Source organism: Mesocryomonas lacus, assembly GCF_055730105.2.
This window is the reverse complement of sequence record NZ_JBUZWF020000001.1, coordinates 24,777-39,175: the sequence shown is the minus strand read 5'-3', so window position 1 is coordinate 39,175 and position 14,399 is coordinate 24,777. Positions and strand designations below refer to the sequence as shown.

The window sequence follows — 14,399 nt, the reverse complement described above, 5'->3', positions numbered from 1 at the left end:
GCTGCTCGCCCTGTTGGATTGAGGCCGATCAATCGGAAAGAACGCCTCGCCGTCCTGGATGCTACAGGTGGGTTCATGTGGTGGCTTCGCATGGAGGCGCAGGATGGCCGCATCCTCGAGGAGGAGGCATGGCGGCTGCTTTCCAGGTCGGTGTGCCTGACCGAACCGACGGCCTGTTCGCTGAGCTCAATAGGCATGCTGCGCAGGAAGGTCTCACCAACGGTCCGCTGGTTCTCGGGATGAGGGCACCTCACCCTGAGAGCTTGCCGACCCTTTCCGAAGGCCGGGATGCTTACCGCCTAAGCCGCCAGAGCCTTGCGCTCTTCCTCGGCATCCACCAGCGAGAACATGAGGTTGCCTATTGATCCGCTCAGCATCCCGTAGCGATATTGGACTTCGTGATGCAGCTCGTCCCAGCCGGCACGATTGTTGTCGTAGATCTCCAGCAGGGACGAGATCGTGGTGTAGACCCCGATCTGCGGCTGCGGCGCCAGATAGCTGAAGTCCTCGTTGTTGATCCTGATCCCAACGCCAGCGTTCTTCGGGTCCATGAGGTCGACGTCCAGACGTTCCTCGAGGATCCTGGCCACGCCCACCCAGGGGTCGTCGCCCTCTTCTGCAGAGTACACGCCCTTGACCGCGAACATGGCTGCCATGGTTTGGTCGCCGATCAGAAGCTTGTATATGCGGCTGGGTATGGTCTTCATCTAAAACTCCTCGTGTCGCGGTCCGTCCACAAATGGTTCCTCGGATGCGAGCGGGGCGCAAGCGGGTGGACGAAAATTTCGAGCCGCTGTGCGAACGGCGAGGTTGTCGGTCGTGCACGCTTCCTGCCGAAACTCGCGAGTGGCTCGGCTGGCCGTCAGAGGGAGCCTCCGGGAAGCTGCAAGTCCGTGGCTCAGGCCCATGTAGCGAGTGGACCGCATCGCTGCGGACGCGCGCGTACCCAGATCGTGTTCATAAGCGGTTTGTCGGCCGCCGCTATGCGGACCGCAGCGAGATGCCTACGACGCGGCCGCCAGCGGCAATCGACATCTGACGCGCAGCTTCGATGAGGTCGTACTGGTCTTCATAGGTGATCAGCAGGACTGCCCCGAACAGTGCCAAGACACCCTGAGCGGCGCTCCGGTGCGTCAGCCCCTTGTTGGAGATGGTCTCGATCGCGAGGTCGATCTCCGCCTTGGTACGTGCGTAGACGGATCCTTCGCCGAGGAACGTGTCCTCGCCGTCGCCCTCGTCGAGCTCGAATGCCAAGATCGCCGCGTTGGCATTCTCGAGCGCGGTGACGGCATCATCAGCGTCCGTGTCGCTGAATACGAGGTAGGGCATGTCGATTGCTCCCGGGTGTAACCCTGGTTTGATGAGTGGCGGTGGGGATTGTTTTGAACCGCTCAACCGACGGCGCCGGAAGTGGACGACCAAGGCTCCCGCGCATGGTCTCGTCCGGCAAGTCCCCGGCAGGATCATTTCTTGGATTGATCCGGATGGCTTAACGCAACATCGAGACACAGCGGAGCCAAGACGCCGCAGCAAAGCGGCCACCCTAGAGGATCGGAAAAATTATCCGGTGATGGACTCGTCAAAAAGTCCCGAGTTCAGCTGATCAAACGTCAGCTCACTTCTCGAACCACGTTTTTGACGATCCTCGGCGCACGAGCCGATCAGCCGCCCTCCAACGAGCCCGAAGGGCGACGATAGTCGCTGAGCCAGTAGACGTTGGACTTCGCCTTTTCGATCGGACGATCGTCGGCCTTCGCCTTTGCGAGCTGGAGATCATCCTTCCGGACCGGCGGATGCTCGTCCTGCATCGACGCATTCTTCGTCCAGGACGGCAGGACGTTGGACTCGAGCAGTCTCCATTCCTCGAGCTCTTGGAGGAACCGCCCGTCGCTTTCGATGAGATCCAGCTCGACCTCCGACGCTTCCTCCGGAGTGCCGGCCACCCAGTTACGGTTGCCCTCGTCCAGGATTTGCATGAAGGCAAGCCGCCGCGTTCGACGGTTGTAGACCCAACGGATTTCCGACTTGGCTTTTCGATCGTCGAACCAGTGCTCCCAGGTTGGGGTGTGTATGTAGCGCGGCCCGTCTGACCCCAGATCGTAGTCGCTCAAATTGAACGTTTCCGTCGGCACCAGAAAGTCCTTCATGTTCGGTCTCCGAGATAACGGTCGGCGTCGACGAAGACGGGCTCGTGAACCCATTCCGGAAAGGCGTCTCCGTTCGTGAAGCCCGGCCGATCGCCCTTGCTGAAGACCTCGGGGTAGAGGCCGAGGAGCCCATGCTCGAGGTCCAGGATCTCGTCTTGGTTTCCGTCGAGCCAGATGCCATTCTCGACATCACGAACGTGAAGCACCTCGATGCGCATCGCATGTCGGTCGAACACCCACCTGACAGGCGTGTCCCGCAGTGAGCCGTGGAAAGCGTGCATCCAGTCCGCGCAACCCAGGAATTTCTGGCGGTCATCGCCCGGGCGGGCTCGGCGATCGCCGTCGAGCTTGCCATCCGCGTGCGTTTGCGTTCCTTCGCCCTGCTGGCTGGTTGGGCTGACAGGCAGTTCGGCGTGACGAACCTCGTGTGCCGTCGGCGTCATGGCAGTGCCGTCCACGAACGGAGGGCACTTGATCGCAGCGGCCTCATCTACCCACGCGGGAAGCACGTCCGTCTCTCGAACGCCGAACTCGTCCATCCTGACATCGAGTGCGTCGGCGTTAGCATCCACGAGGCTGTCCTCAAGGTCGGCGAACTCTTCCGGAAGCCCGATGAGCCAGTGAAAGCTGGACTGCGTCTTCACGTGCATCACCGCCAAGTTCCACTCGTGCCGATCGAAGACCCAGCGTGTGTCGACCTCAGGTGCCCCGTCGGCGAAGTAGTGACCCCAGTCCTCAGAGACGGCGTACCTCGGACGATCAGCATGTTCGGCTGCCTTGAGCGTCGCATGACGGGCGCGGGTGTCCCGCTTCATTTGCTGCAGGGCCGCGGCCACCGCCTTCATATCGCCGGCGATGACCATCCGCACGATGCTCTCCTCAGTTGGGTAGGCTGCTCCATCGGGGGTCTCTTGTTTCAACGCCCAATCCTTCCTTGTCATGCGTTTCGGTGTGGATGGCCGCGATCGGCCTTCCGTCAGCCTTCCCCAAGTCGGCTGTCACCAATGGTGACGACGAGCGACGTGGGGTGCGTTGACCAAAGCGTTCCCCGGATGCGGTCAGTCCGCAAGGCCGAAATCGGAGTGGCTAACGCGTCGACAACTCCGCCTCCGCCGCGGTCCGCGAGGCGCATGACGGTTCGTGTAGATTCCTGTGGCAGCCGGCTTGCGGGTGCGTCCTTTCCGGATCAGCATCCGATCAGTCGGCCATTCAGGGCCATTCTTAGAGCGGGAGAGCGGCATGCAGATCAGGATCAACACGCTGGAGGAGCTGACAGCTCTGGTGCGTACCGAAGTGGCTGCGGAGCGGCTCGACGTGCGAGTGGACGAACATTCTCTCCGTGACGATTGGGCCATCGACGAGTCCATCGAAACCGCCCAGATCAGGAAGGTTCTCATCGACGCCTTCCGGTCCGAAACCAACCCGAACGTCGTCATGACGCTCGTCAATGGGCCGATCCTCTCCAACGTCGAGATCGAGGATGGCTTTACGATCGAGGACGAGTTCTGGGCTTTCCAGGCGGACCTCGGGTTGCTGCATGGCATTAGAGTCTGGCTCTCGCCCGCCAAGCCCGACGCGTTTGGCTTTGGGATCTTGGCGGCTTTCCGGATGCCGCGGGGCTCCTATCGGTGGGGCGACGAAGGACTCGTGGGGCGCTACGGCGTCGAGGTCGGGCGCTACTTGCAGTCTGCCGAACGCGTAGCAGTCTGAGTTTTTGTGGAGGCCGACAAGAGCCACGTCGCGGCGACCGCATCTAAGGCTGCGCAACCGGAACGCTTTGTCCACTACGCTGAACGGTTGAACTCTCTCCTGCCTTCTAGGAAACCAAAGACGAACGCAGTACGGGGCATGCCCTCCCCACCGGGTGCCGGGTCGCTGAGCTTAATGGAAAACATGCCATGGTCGAGGAGTTTGCGGGCAAGACAGGGAGCGGTCTTTGTGTGCCCATGTCCGAGTTGGTTGTTGGTGCGTTCGCGATGGAACTGCATGCGAAAAACCACCTTGACGGAAATTGGCGCGGACGTCCTGTCGCTGCCATCGCGATCTGTCGACGAACCCTGATGGTCGCAGGCGTACACGTCGCTTACAACCAGTTCGGTACCCTGGAGCTGATGGAGTGCTTGGCGGACGCGTTCCTGCCGCACGACGCGGCTGAGTATGGCGCTGAGAGCTGGTGGCCATGCGAAGGTGTGGCTGACCGGGTATTTGTTCTTACCCTACCGCACTCGAATGACGCCAGTTTCCGGCGGTTCCGGCAGTCGGTCGGCTTCGAGCTGTTGAAGGTGGACTTCCTTGGGCCACTGGTGTCGGACATCGCCAATCGATGGTCGGAAGAGTCGGGCGTAGCGGTGGATAGCATCGGAGATGGACGATCCGCCGAGGCTTACTGGAGTAAGGGCTTCAAACCCAAGGGCGTCGAACATGTCTTGATCGCGGACGTCGAACGAGATCTCAGACGTTGGGTCATCGATCGTTACAACGCGGCTCCCATCCCCGGGATCGAACGTTCGCCTTTGGACCTTTGGGAGGAATACGCAGTTGGCTTCGTACCCCGCTTTGTGCCTCCGGAAGCACCCGGCGATTACTTCCGGCGCGAGCTGTTCCGGCCTATCGGTCCTCATGGGCTTGTATGGAAAGGCCGGACCTACTGGTGCGACGAATTCGCGAAGTGGTACGACCACCGCGGCGAGGACGCAACATACGAGGTCCGGGCTGATCCAGGCGCGCCCGAGAGCATCGAGATCCAAACCTCCAGCCGAACATGGCTTCGTTTGCACGCGGTTTGGACGTGACGTCTGCCACTACCTGTAGGAAGACTTTTCGGCCGGCTTAACGCCGACAATGCGCATGGGCGATCCCATGCACCGTGCGGCCTCATCGCCGACGGTATCATGAAACCCGTCGACGTCGAGGCCGCAGCCCGCCTTCTCAGCGGTGCGGCCCTCAACGCAGCTCTCTGGGTGGGCGCCAGCGAGACGCCGAGTGCCGTCCTGCCTAAGGCGATCGAAGCGTTCTGCGCGATGGCAACGGGCTTCTGGCCGAACAGTCGTCCCGCCGACGCTGAAGCGGCTGATGAGGCCTGTCGCCTGTCACGCCTTGTCCTTTTGTCGCGAAAGCTTGGATAGCCGCTCGCGCAGGGCCGGGGCTGCGAAATCAAAGAAGCGGCGCAGCTTGAGCGGCATCTGCCCGCGCATTGCGTGGACCAGATGCACAGGCGCCGGTTCAGGCTCGAAGTCTTCAAGGACGAGTCGCAGCCTCCCGGTCTCAACCGCCTCGGCCACCTGATAATGCAGCAGCCGAACGATGCCGATACTCCGGATCGCAGCGTCGACCGCCGCTTCCGTCGTTGTCACAGAAAGACGCGGCTTCATTGGGACATCAATCGGCGCTGCGTGGCCCAACGGATAGAAGCGCCAGTTCACTTCGGGCATCGGGCCGTCCACCGCGACGGCGGGCAGGGCGCGCAAGTCGTCTGGAACTCCGGGGACACCGAATTCTGTAAGAAGAGCCGGGCTCACTGCTGCAACGATGCGCACGGTGCCGATCCTTGTCGCGAACATGGTGCTATCCGCCAGCTGGCCTATGCGCACAGCCATGTCCACGTGATCGTCCACGAGATGAATGTTGCGATCAGCAAGCAGCAGCCGAACGTCGATGCGAGGGAAGTGTCCGAGGAAGTCTGCGACGACCGGAAGGACATGAAGGCGACCGAACTGGAGCGGGGCCGTCAGCACAAGGTCCCCCTTCGGCTCTGAGAACTCTCCGGCCGCTTCGCGCTCAGCGTTCTCTACCTCGTCGAGAATGCGCCGGGCCGCAGCTAGATAAGCCACGCCCGCGTCGGTGAGCGTCAGGCTGCGTGTGGTGCGAACCAGGAGCTTCGTTCCGAGCCGCGTCTCGAGATCGGAGATCTTCCGGCTAAGCGTCGGTACCGGAACGCGCATAGCTCGGCTTGCCGCAGACAGACTGCCGCGGTCCACCGCCTCACGCAGGAGAGTCATGGCTTCGAAGCGATCCATTCGTCTTTCCGAATTCCGGGAAGGTGATTTACGTTTCTGCCCTATTACATCCATTTAGAGAAAGGGGCATCTGTTCAAGCGAAGAGCCTATTGGCTCGTAACGACTGGATCTTACCCCATGTCCTACGGCTTCCTCGACATCGCCATGACTCCCAGCGTGAGGGCCTTACAAGCCGCGATGGGCGCTGAGCAGATCTGGCGCGACTTCGCGGGCGACCGGGCTTGTGACCGCTTCACCGAGAACGAAGAAGCGTTCATCGCGGAGCGCGATAGCTTTTACATTTCCACAGTCTCCGAAACGGGATGGCCTTACGTCCAACACCGCGGGGGCCCTGCCGGCTTCCTGAGGGCCGTTGACGACCGGACGCTTGCCTTCGCCAACTATGCGGGCAACCGCCAGTATCTCAGCACTGGCAATCTTGCCGGTAACGGCCGGGCCTGCCTGATCTTGATGGACTATCGGCGCCGAGCCCGGTTGAAGATCTATGCGCGTGCCGAGACCATCTCCCCGGACACCACGCCGGAGCTCGTTGGTGACGTCACGGTTCCGGGCTACCGGGCCAGGATCGAACGCATAGTCCGGCTGCAGTTGGAGGCCTTCGACTGGAACTGCCCGCAGCACATCGTGCCGCGCTACACGCAAGCCGAGATCGATGAGGCGGTGCAGCCTCTGCGAGATCGCCTCGCCACGCTCGAGGCTGAGAATGACACCTTGCGAGCCGCATCGGTTTCCGCAGCCAACATCCAGGGAGAGCAAGCATGAGAGACGTTCGCTACCGGAGCGTCGAAGTCGACGGCGTCGAGGTCTTCTATCGCGAAGCGGGAAGCCGTTCGAAGCCGACACTCCTGCTCCTGCACGGCTTTCCCTCGTCAAGCCATATGTTCCGCGACCTGATCCCGCTCCTTGCCGACCGCTTCCACCTCGTCGCTCCAGATCTGCCTGGCTTCGGCCAGACGAAGGCGCCGCCGCGCGGAGCATTCGACTATACGTTCGATCGTCTTGCCGACATCGTCGAAGGATTCACTGAGGCGGTGTCGCTCGACCGCTACGCCCTCTACATCTTCGACTATGGTGCTCCCGTCGGACTGCGCCTCGCAATACGCCATCCCGAACGTGTGTCGGCGATCGTGTCGCAGAACGGAAACGCCTATCTCGATGGCTTCAGCGATGCGTGGGGGCCATGGGAAGCCTACTGGCGCGAGCCAAGCGAGGCCAACCGCGAAGCCTGCCGGCCGTCGCTTGCGCCCGACACAATCCGCAACTGGCAGTACGGCACGGGTTCCGACCCAGAACGTCTGTCTCCGGACGGCTACGAGCTGGATATTGCCTACATGGCACGGCCGGGCGCCGACGACATCCAGCTCGATCTGATCGGCGACTACAAGTCGAACGTCGCGCTCTACCCGGCCTTTCAGCGCTACTTCCGCGAACGTCAGCCGCCCCTGCTTGCGGTCTGGGGGCGCCACGATCCCGCCTTCCTGCCTGCTGGTGCCGAGGCCTATCGGCGCGATCTGCCAAAGGCTGAGATCCATCTCATTGACGCGGGCCACTTCGCCCTGGAAACCCACGCGAACGAGATCGCCCATCTGGCGAGCGCCTTCCTCGGGCATCAGATGATCGAAGCTTCAGACTGACGCCGAAGGAATAAGATCGGCTATTCGTCATACGATTTTGATTTCCCTTTCAGCTGAGAACTGGGTCGGGATCCACCTCGGTCTCCAGCCTCATGACGACGTTCGCCGGGACGACAGCAACGCACGTCGAGGCTCCGAGACGCCAGCGCAAGGCCTTGGGTAAGCTGCGGCGGGCGCAACGAGTTCTCAGCACACGCAAGAGGGGCTCGGTGCGCCGCCGCAAGCAGGCGGACAGAGTCCGGTCCTTGCACAGCAACGTCGCGAACCAGCGAGCCGACTTTTACCACAAGCTTTCGGGCTGCATCGCCGACAGGTACGCGGTTGTCTGCGTCGACGACCTGAGCTTCTGCGGCATGGCGGCCAACCTTAGCCTGGCCCTGTTGGTTGCCGATGCTGCCTTTGCGAGTTCCTGCGCCAGCTTGCCTACAGGGTGACGACAAGCGGCGGGCATCTTGTTCATCGGGAGTTCGAAGCCTCCACCCGGGCGTGCTTGGCATGCGCGAACGCCGCGTGGGAGACGAAAAGCTCAAACTGTCGGAGCGCACCTTCCGATGTGTTTCAGACTTGTGCGGCCATGTCGTTGATCGCGATGCGAACACCGCGACGAAAATCCGCCGCTGGGATTGGCGATGCTTGGCATCCGCGTCCCGCACGGGAGGACCACAACCGTCCTCAATTCAACCAGCAATACAACCCGGCGGGCTACGTCTCGAGGGCGGGTGCGGAAACGCGCCGTTCAAGCCCGATCCAGGGTACGGCAATGGTCGGCCTACCTCCTACGAACGTGGCGGGACTTAGCCGGGTATAATGGCATCCGTCTCGAGTGCACCGACCGCCGCTCGTTCGAAAGCTTTATCCGAACGTCACTAGACGATCGTTGCGGGCGTGTACAAGCAGAATTGGTGTCCCGATAAGAAGGCGAGGATGATGTTCTCGAACCTCTGCCCGCTTTTGCTGAAGCGCGTTTGAAGATGGGGGATCCCCCTTGAACCGGAAACATTTCCGTTGGATTGCGAAAGCCTCGAGGTCTTGAATTCGTTCTCGAGGCTCTGCGCAGTCGGGCAGCACCAGCGACCGCATCATTGAGGCTCGACATGCTCCAAACAGACCGTCTTCCCATCGCGACGTTGTTCGCTGCATACGCGTTCTCTGGTGTGCAAATCTTGCCGGACGGCAAGCTCGTTGCGTATCTCGCTTTAGGGCGAAAGCGACTGAACGTCTTCGTCGGCCCGGTCGAACGTGCCGGGGGCCGGACGTTCCGCTCAGACTTTGGACTGGAGGAGCTCGATCACGTTGCGCCACGGGTCTACCAGGAACGCGACCCGAACTTATCCGCCACAGTTGCCCTAGGCGTCCTGACAAGTCGCTTGGAGGAAGAGTTGGAAGTCAACAGGACAGCGGCCGATGATTGATATCGTCTCGGGTGTGAAGTGATGTCCGTTTCAGGCGTTGCTCAGCGAACTGCTCAACGTCGTATAAGAGACAATAGTGGAGGCCCGGTTCCGGGCGTCCGCTTCCCCGGCGCCGATTGGCTTGACCGGGTGGGAAGCGGTCCGTCCGCTTCCGGGCCGTCGTCGCGGATCGCTTCCATTACACTCAGGCAATCGGCAGAACTATGATGGGCGATTCGCCATTCTTAATTGACGAAATCTTGACGCATCGGGGTGAATACGTCGAGCAAGATACCGGCCTCAACTGCTGTCACGCCGTGGACGAGATCCGGTGCGACTAAAAAGCTGTCACCGGCGACGAGCTGTCTTGTTACCCCGTCGATGGTGACGTCGAACACGCCGCTCTCGACCAGCGAGCACTGGATGTGCAGATGGCTGTGCGCCGGGCCGATTGCCCCAGCCTCGAAACGAACGCGCACCATCATGACCGCGCCTTCATAGGTCAGCACCTTGCGCACGACGCCGTCACCAGCCGGCTCCCATGCGAGGTCGGCATCGAGGGCAAAAGCATCGTCTTTCCGGGTCATTACGTCTCCTATCGAGCGAGCCAGCCGCCATCGACTGGCAGAGTCACGCCATGCACATAATCTGCGGCGCGAGAGGCAAGGAACACAGCTGCACCACCGATCTCCTCCGGCGCACCCCAGTGACCGGCGGGGATACGGGCGAGGATGGCAGCTCTGCGCTCCGGATCGTCCCGCAGCGCTGTCGTGTTGTTGGTGGCGAAATATCCAGGCGCGATCGCATTGACGTTGATGCCTTTGGCTGCCCACTCGCAGGCAAGCAGCCGCGTCAGCCCCGCAAGGCCGCTTTTCGACGCGGTATAGGAGGGGATGCGGATCCCGCCCTGGAATGAGAGCAGCGAAGCGATGTTGATTACCTTGCCTCCGCCGTTGTCGGCGAGCATCCCCCGCGCCACACTTTGCGTCAGGAAGAACAGCGTCTTCAAATTAACGTCCATCACCGCATCCCAGTCCGCCTCGGTGAAGTCGATCGCGTCGGCGCGGCGGATGATGCCGGCATTGTTGATCAGGATGTCGACCCGGCCAAGCGCCCTGGCCTCGGCGACGATACGATCGATCGGCTCCAGCGAGCCAAGGTCTGCCGACACTGCAAGGAACGGCCGGCCATGCTCTGCAACGGCCGCCTCGGTCTCGTCCATGCTTGAGCGGCCAACGGCGACGATGCCGGCGCCGGCCGCCGCTAGTGCCACCGCGATCGCCTGGCCGAGGCCGGTGTTCGCGCCGGTGACGATCGCCGTCTTGCCGGAGAGATCGAAGAGGTCTGTCACCTGAGGTCCTTGATCGCGATCATGTCCATGTCGGTAAAATCCTGGTTGTCGCCACCCATCGCCCAGATGAAGGCGTAGCGGCTGGTGCCGACACCGGAATGAACCGACCAGCCGGGGGAGAGTACCGCCTCCTCATTGGCCACGACGAGGTGCCGCGTCTCCTGCGGCTCCCCCATCAGGTGGATCACGCGGTGTTCTTCCGGCAGGTCGAAATAGAGATATACCTCTGAGCGTCGATCGTGGAGATGGGCTGGCATGGTGTTCCAGATGCTGCCCGGCTCGAACTCGGTGAGGCCCAAGAGCAACTGGCACGAGCGGCACACTTCGGGATGGATGTACTGGTTGATGGTCCGGCGGTTGGCGTTGATGTCTTCCCCGAGCCGTACCTTGCGGGCCGTCGCATTGTTGATCTTCACCGTCGGGTGGCTCGCATGCGCCGGAGTGGAGACGAGATAAAACTTCGCCGGCATGCCCGCGTCGACGCTCTCGAACGACACCTCGCCGGCGCCCATGCCGACATAGAGCGCATCCCGTGAGCCGAGGTCATGCGTCTCGCCGCCGACGAGCACGCGGCCGGGGCCTCCGATGTTCACGACCCCGAGTTCACGGCGCTGTAGAAAACTGGCTGTGCCGATGGCCTTCGAGGCGGGAAGGTGGATCGCCGCCGCAGTCGGCGTTGCGCCGCCGACTACCAGACGATCGATATGGCTGTAGGTGAGCGTCACTTCTCCTGCACGAAAGACGTTCTCGATCAGGAAATGGCGGCGCAGCTCTTCGGTGTCGAAGCGGCGCACGGCTTCGGGATGGGACACCTGGCGGATATCGGAGATCATGTGAATTCCTTCAGTGGAAGAGACGCGGCAGCCACATCGACAGGCCGGGGATGTAGGTGATCAGCATCAGCACCGCGACGCTGGCGCCAAGGAAAGGCCAGATCGTCTTCATCGCCTCGCCGATGCTGATCTTGCCCACCGCGCAGCCGACGAACAGCACGGAGCCGACGGGCGGGGTGTTGAGGCCAATGCCGGCATTCAGGATCATAATGATGCCGAAATGCACGGGGTCGATGCCGAAGGCCTTCACCACCGGCAGGAAAATCGGCGTGCAGATGATGATCATCGGCGCCATGTCCATGAAGGTGCCGAGCACCAGCAGCGCGACGTTGATCAGCAGGAGGACGACGATCGGGTTGTCGGAGATCGACTGCATGAAGGAAATCGCCTGCTGTGGCACCTGCAGGAAGGCCATCAGCCAACCGAAGGAACTTGCCGTGCCGATCACCAGGAGCACCATGGCGGTGGTGCGCACGGCCGCCAACGTTGCCTCTATGAAGTCGGCGAACTTCAGCTCGCGATAGACGAAGGCCGTAACGAAGAGGGCATAGAACACAGCCACGACCGAGCTTTCCGCCGCGGTGAACACGCCCGAGCGCACGCCGCCGAAGATCAGGCCGATCAGGAGAATCCCGGGAAAGGCGGCGATGAAGTAGGTGATCACCATCCGCACGCCGGGAAAGGGTTCGGACGGATAGCCGCGCCGCACGGCGACGATATAGGCGGTGATCATCAGCGCGCCGGCGAGCATCATTCCGGGCACGATGCCGGCTGTAAAGAGGTCAGCGACCGAGACGATGCCACCTGCCGCGATCGCATAGATGATCATGTTGTGCGAGGGCGGCACGAGGAGTGCGATGATCGCCGCGTTCACCGTGACGTTCACGGCATAGTCCTTGGCGTAGCCGCGTTTCTCCATTTGCGGGATCATGATGCCGCCGACCGCCGACGCATCTGCGATGGCCGAGCCCGAGACGCCGCCGAAGAAGGTCGAGGCCACGATGTTTACCTGACCGAGACCACCTCTGAGATGACCGACGAGGCTGGCGGCAAAGTTGATCAGACGGGCGGCGATGCCGCCCCGGATCATCAGGTCGCCGGCGAAGATGAAGAAGGGAATCGCCATCATGGCGAAGGCGTTCATGCCGGAATTCAGTTGCTGGAACACCACGATGGGCGGCAGGCCCATGTAGAGGACAGTGGCGAGCGATGCGAAGCCGAGACAGAAGGCGACCGGCGTGCCGATCACCAGCAGCAACGCAAAGCTGCCGAACAGAATGGTAAGTTCCATGGCCTATTCCGGTCTAGCGAGAAGGGAACGGTCGAGCGGGACCGTATCGGGGTCGGTATCAGGCGCCACCAGCGGAACCGCCTCACCGAGGACTAGCAAACGCACCAGCTTTTCCAGCGCAAAGAGGGTGATGAGCACGCCGCCGACGGCGAGCGGCAGGTAGTCCATACCCTGTGGTACCGGCAGGCCCGCCATGTTCGCCGGCCAGGTCTCTATCGCCAGCATGGCGCCATACCAGGCCATGCCGACGCCAAAGCCAATCACAAGCATTTCGGTGACGAACAGCATGACGAAACGCAGCGGCCGCGGCGCATAGTGAAGTCCAGTCTCAAAGCCGATGTGATTACCCTCGCGCACGCCGATGGCCGAGCCGAGAAGGATGAACCAACTCATCAGGAGCAGCGCTGCCGGCTCGGTCCAACTTGGCGAATTATTGAGGACATAGCGGCCGAAAATCTGCCATCCGACGATCGCCGTCATGACAATCAGGCCAAGGCCGGAAATCCAGAGCGCTGCCGTACTCAGCCGCGACAGGACGGAGGGCAGCGCGAGAACGAAAGCGCGCATGGCTATACCTTCAAAAGGGGAGGAACCGGCGGGGTCGATGCCCGCCGACGGTATCTGAGGGCCGGGCCGCAAGGGCGCGGCGCAGCAGGCCTATTCGGTCGCCTTGATCCGATCGGCGAGATCCTTCAGCTTGGGGTCGGCGAGATATTTCGCGTACACCGGCTGCATCGCCTCGATGAAGGGCGCCTTGTCGACCGTGTTGGACTGAATGCCCGCGGCACGGACCTTCTCCTCTGCCACCTTCTCGCGGGCTTCCCACAGCTCGCGCATCTTAATCACCGACTGCTTGGCGGCCTTCCGTACGATCTCCTGGTCGGCCGGCGCCAACTTGTCGAAGCTGATCTTCGACATCACGAAAACCTCGGGCGACAGCGAGTGCTGGGTGATTGAATAGTATTTCGCCACCTCGAAATGGCGAAAGCTCTCATAGCTCGGCCAGTTGTTCTCGGCACCGTCGACGATGCCGGTCTGCAGCGCGGAGTACACCTCGCCGGGCGGCATCGGCGTCGCATTGGCACCGAGCGCGTTGACGAGGTCGAGGAAGAGGTCGGACTGGATCACCCGGACCTTCATGCCTTTCATGTCGGCGACGGTGTTGATCGGGTGCTTGGAATTGTAGAAGGAGCGGGCGCCGGAGTCGTAGAAGGCGAGGCCGACGAGGCCGAGCGGCTCGAAGGCCTTCAGGATCTCGTCGCCGATCGGGCCGTCCATCACCTTACGCATGTGGGCGGGGTCACGGAAGATGAAGGGAAGAGCCGGCACCAGCGTCTCGGAGATGATGTTGTTGAACGGGCCCATGTTGACGCGGTTGAAGTCAATCACGCCGAATCTGGCCTGCTCGATGGTCTCCTTCTCCTGGCCAAGCTGCGCGGAGTGGAACACCTGCACTTTGACGCGGCCCTCGGTGCCCTTGTCCACCAACTCGCCGAAATACTTCACGGCCTCGACGGTCGGATAGCCATCCGGGTGGATGTCAGCCGAACGGAGGGTGACGGATTGGGCAAGGACGGCGCCGGTGGCAAATCCCCAAAACGCGAGGGTGGCGACGGAGGCCATAGCAAAGCCGCGTATAGTCATGTTTTCCTCCCAGGAATGACCCGTCGCCGCCCTTCTAGGCTGTCCATGGCGGGCATAAGATTTTTGCTTCGGCATTGGCGATCCGAAGAGA

Annotated in this window: 17 protein-coding genes and 1 pseudogene; 7 read left to right on the top strand and 11 right to left on the bottom strand. The window is 61.9% G+C overall.

Features of this window, described 5'->3' with window-relative positions:
• Positions 1–299: 299 nt before the first annotated feature.
• From ACZLZQ_RS00210 to ACZLZQ_RS00195, 4 genes are all read right to left on the bottom strand, one after another.
• Positions 300–707: a hypothetical protein gene (locus ACZLZQ_RS00210; RefSeq protein WP_472947527.1), complete on the bottom strand. Its 408-nt coding sequence runs from the start codon at positions 705–707 to the stop codon at positions 300–302.
• Positions 708–981: 274 nt separating this feature from the next.
• The gene (locus ACZLZQ_RS00205) at positions 982–1,329 is read right to left on the bottom strand and encodes a hypothetical protein (RefSeq protein WP_472947526.1); all 348 of its coding nucleotides are present in this window, start codon (positions 1,327–1,329) and stop codon (positions 982–984) included.
• Between the two features lie 332 nt (positions 1,330–1,661).
• Positions 1,662–2,147 carry a hypothetical protein gene (locus tag ACZLZQ_RS00200; RefSeq protein WP_472947525.1) on the bottom strand — a complete coding sequence of 162 codons (486 nt, stop codon included), beginning with the start codon at positions 2,145–2,147 and terminating at the stop codon, positions 1,662–1,664.
• Positions 2,144–3,067, bottom strand: coding sequence for a hypothetical protein (locus tag ACZLZQ_RS00195; RefSeq protein ID WP_472947524.1), 924 nt, complete (start codon positions 3,065–3,067; stop codon positions 2,144–2,146). The genes ACZLZQ_RS00200 and ACZLZQ_RS00195 overlap by 4 nt, the downstream gene beginning before the upstream one ends.
• 319 nt (positions 3,068–3,386) lie before the next feature.
• On the opposite strand from ACZLZQ_RS00195, the gene ACZLZQ_RS00190 reads away from it, so the two are divergent.
• The 3 genes and pseudogenes from ACZLZQ_RS00190 to ACZLZQ_RS00180 form a co-directional block, all read left to right on the top strand.
• Positions 3,387–3,857 carry a hypothetical protein gene (locus tag ACZLZQ_RS00190; RefSeq protein ID WP_472947523.1) on the top strand — a complete coding sequence of 157 codons (471 nt, stop codon included), beginning with the start codon at positions 3,387–3,389 and terminating at the stop codon, positions 3,855–3,857.
• Between the two features lie 188 nt (positions 3,858–4,045).
• Positions 4,046–4,939, top strand: coding sequence for a TnsB C-terminal domain-containing protein (locus ACZLZQ_RS00185; RefSeq protein WP_472947522.1), 894 nt, complete (start codon positions 4,046–4,048; stop codon positions 4,937–4,939).
• A gap of 81 nt (positions 4,940–5,020) precedes the next feature.
• Positions 5,021–5,272, top strand: a pseudogene (locus tag ACZLZQ_RS00180) (TetR family C-terminal domain-containing protein); the annotation flags it as partial.
• On the opposite strand, the gene ACZLZQ_RS00175 reads toward ACZLZQ_RS00180, so the two are convergent.
• A complete protein-coding gene (locus ACZLZQ_RS00175; protein ID WP_472947521.1) occupies positions 5,237–6,163 on the bottom strand; it encodes a LysR family transcriptional regulator in 927 nt (308 codons plus the stop codon). The pseudogene ACZLZQ_RS00180 and the gene ACZLZQ_RS00175 overlap by 36 nt on opposite strands.
• 118 nt (positions 6,164–6,281) lie before the next feature.
• Here ACZLZQ_RS00175 and ACZLZQ_RS00170 point away from each other — a divergent pair, with 118 nt between their 5' ends.
• The 4 genes from ACZLZQ_RS00170 (at position 6,282) to ACZLZQ_RS00155 (ending at position 9,210) form a co-directional block, all read left to right on the top strand.
• Positions 6,282–6,926, top strand: coding sequence for a pyridoxamine 5'-phosphate oxidase family protein (locus ACZLZQ_RS00170; RefSeq protein WP_472947520.1), 645 nt, complete (start codon positions 6,282–6,284; stop codon positions 6,924–6,926).
• Positions 6,923–7,798 (top strand): alpha/beta fold hydrolase, encoded by an 876-nt coding sequence (locus tag ACZLZQ_RS00165; protein WP_472947519.1) that lies wholly within the window; start codon positions 6,923–6,925, stop codon positions 7,796–7,798. Before ACZLZQ_RS00170 ends, ACZLZQ_RS00165 begins: the two co-directional genes overlap by 4 nt.
• A 92-nt stretch (positions 7,799–7,890) precedes the next feature.
• The gene (locus tag ACZLZQ_RS00160; protein ID WP_472947518.1) at positions 7,891–8,232 is read left to right on the top strand and encodes a transposase; all 342 of its coding nucleotides are present in this window, start codon (positions 7,891–7,893) and stop codon (positions 8,230–8,232) included.
• Between the two features lie 660 nt (positions 8,233–8,892).
• On the top strand, positions 8,893–9,210 hold the full coding sequence (locus tag ACZLZQ_RS00155; protein ID WP_472947517.1) for a hypothetical protein: 318 nt from the start codon (positions 8,893–8,895) through the stop codon (positions 9,208–9,210).
• A 224-nt stretch (positions 9,211–9,434) separates the two neighbouring features.
• Here the strand turns inward: ACZLZQ_RS00155 and ACZLZQ_RS00150 are convergent, their stop codons facing one another.
• The 6 genes from ACZLZQ_RS00150 to ACZLZQ_RS00125 form a co-directional block, all read right to left on the bottom strand.
• Positions 9,435–9,776: a cupin domain-containing protein gene (locus ACZLZQ_RS00150; protein WP_472947516.1), complete on the bottom strand. Its 342-nt coding sequence runs from the start codon at positions 9,774–9,776 to the stop codon at positions 9,435–9,437.
• Positions 9,777–9,784: 8 nt separating this feature from the next.
• Complete coding sequence (kduD, locus tag ACZLZQ_RS00145; RefSeq protein ID WP_472947515.1) at positions 9,785–10,540, bottom strand: 2-dehydro-3-deoxy-D-gluconate 5-dehydrogenase KduD; 756 nt, start codon at positions 10,538–10,540, stop codon at positions 9,785–9,787.
• Positions 10,537–11,373 (bottom strand): 5-dehydro-4-deoxy-D-glucuronate isomerase, encoded by an 837-nt coding sequence (gene kduI / locus ACZLZQ_RS00140; protein ID WP_472947514.1) that lies wholly within the window; start codon positions 11,371–11,373, stop codon positions 10,537–10,539. Before kduI ends, kduD begins: the two co-directional genes overlap by 4 nt.
• Positions 11,374–11,383: 10 nt before the next feature.
• Positions 11,384–12,664, bottom strand: coding sequence for a TRAP transporter large permease (locus ACZLZQ_RS00135; RefSeq protein WP_472947513.1), 1,281 nt, complete (start codon positions 12,662–12,664; stop codon positions 11,384–11,386).
• Between the two features lie 3 nt (positions 12,665–12,667).
• Positions 12,668–13,231 (bottom strand): TRAP transporter small permease, encoded by a 564-nt coding sequence (locus tag ACZLZQ_RS00130; protein WP_472947512.1) that lies wholly within the window; start codon positions 13,229–13,231, stop codon positions 12,668–12,670.
• Between the two features lie 90 nt (positions 13,232–13,321).
• Positions 13,322–14,308, bottom strand: a complete 987-nt coding sequence (locus tag ACZLZQ_RS00125) for a TRAP transporter substrate-binding protein (protein WP_472947511.1) — start codon at positions 14,306–14,308, stop codon at positions 13,322–13,324.
• Positions 14,309–14,399: the final 91 nt, after the last annotated feature.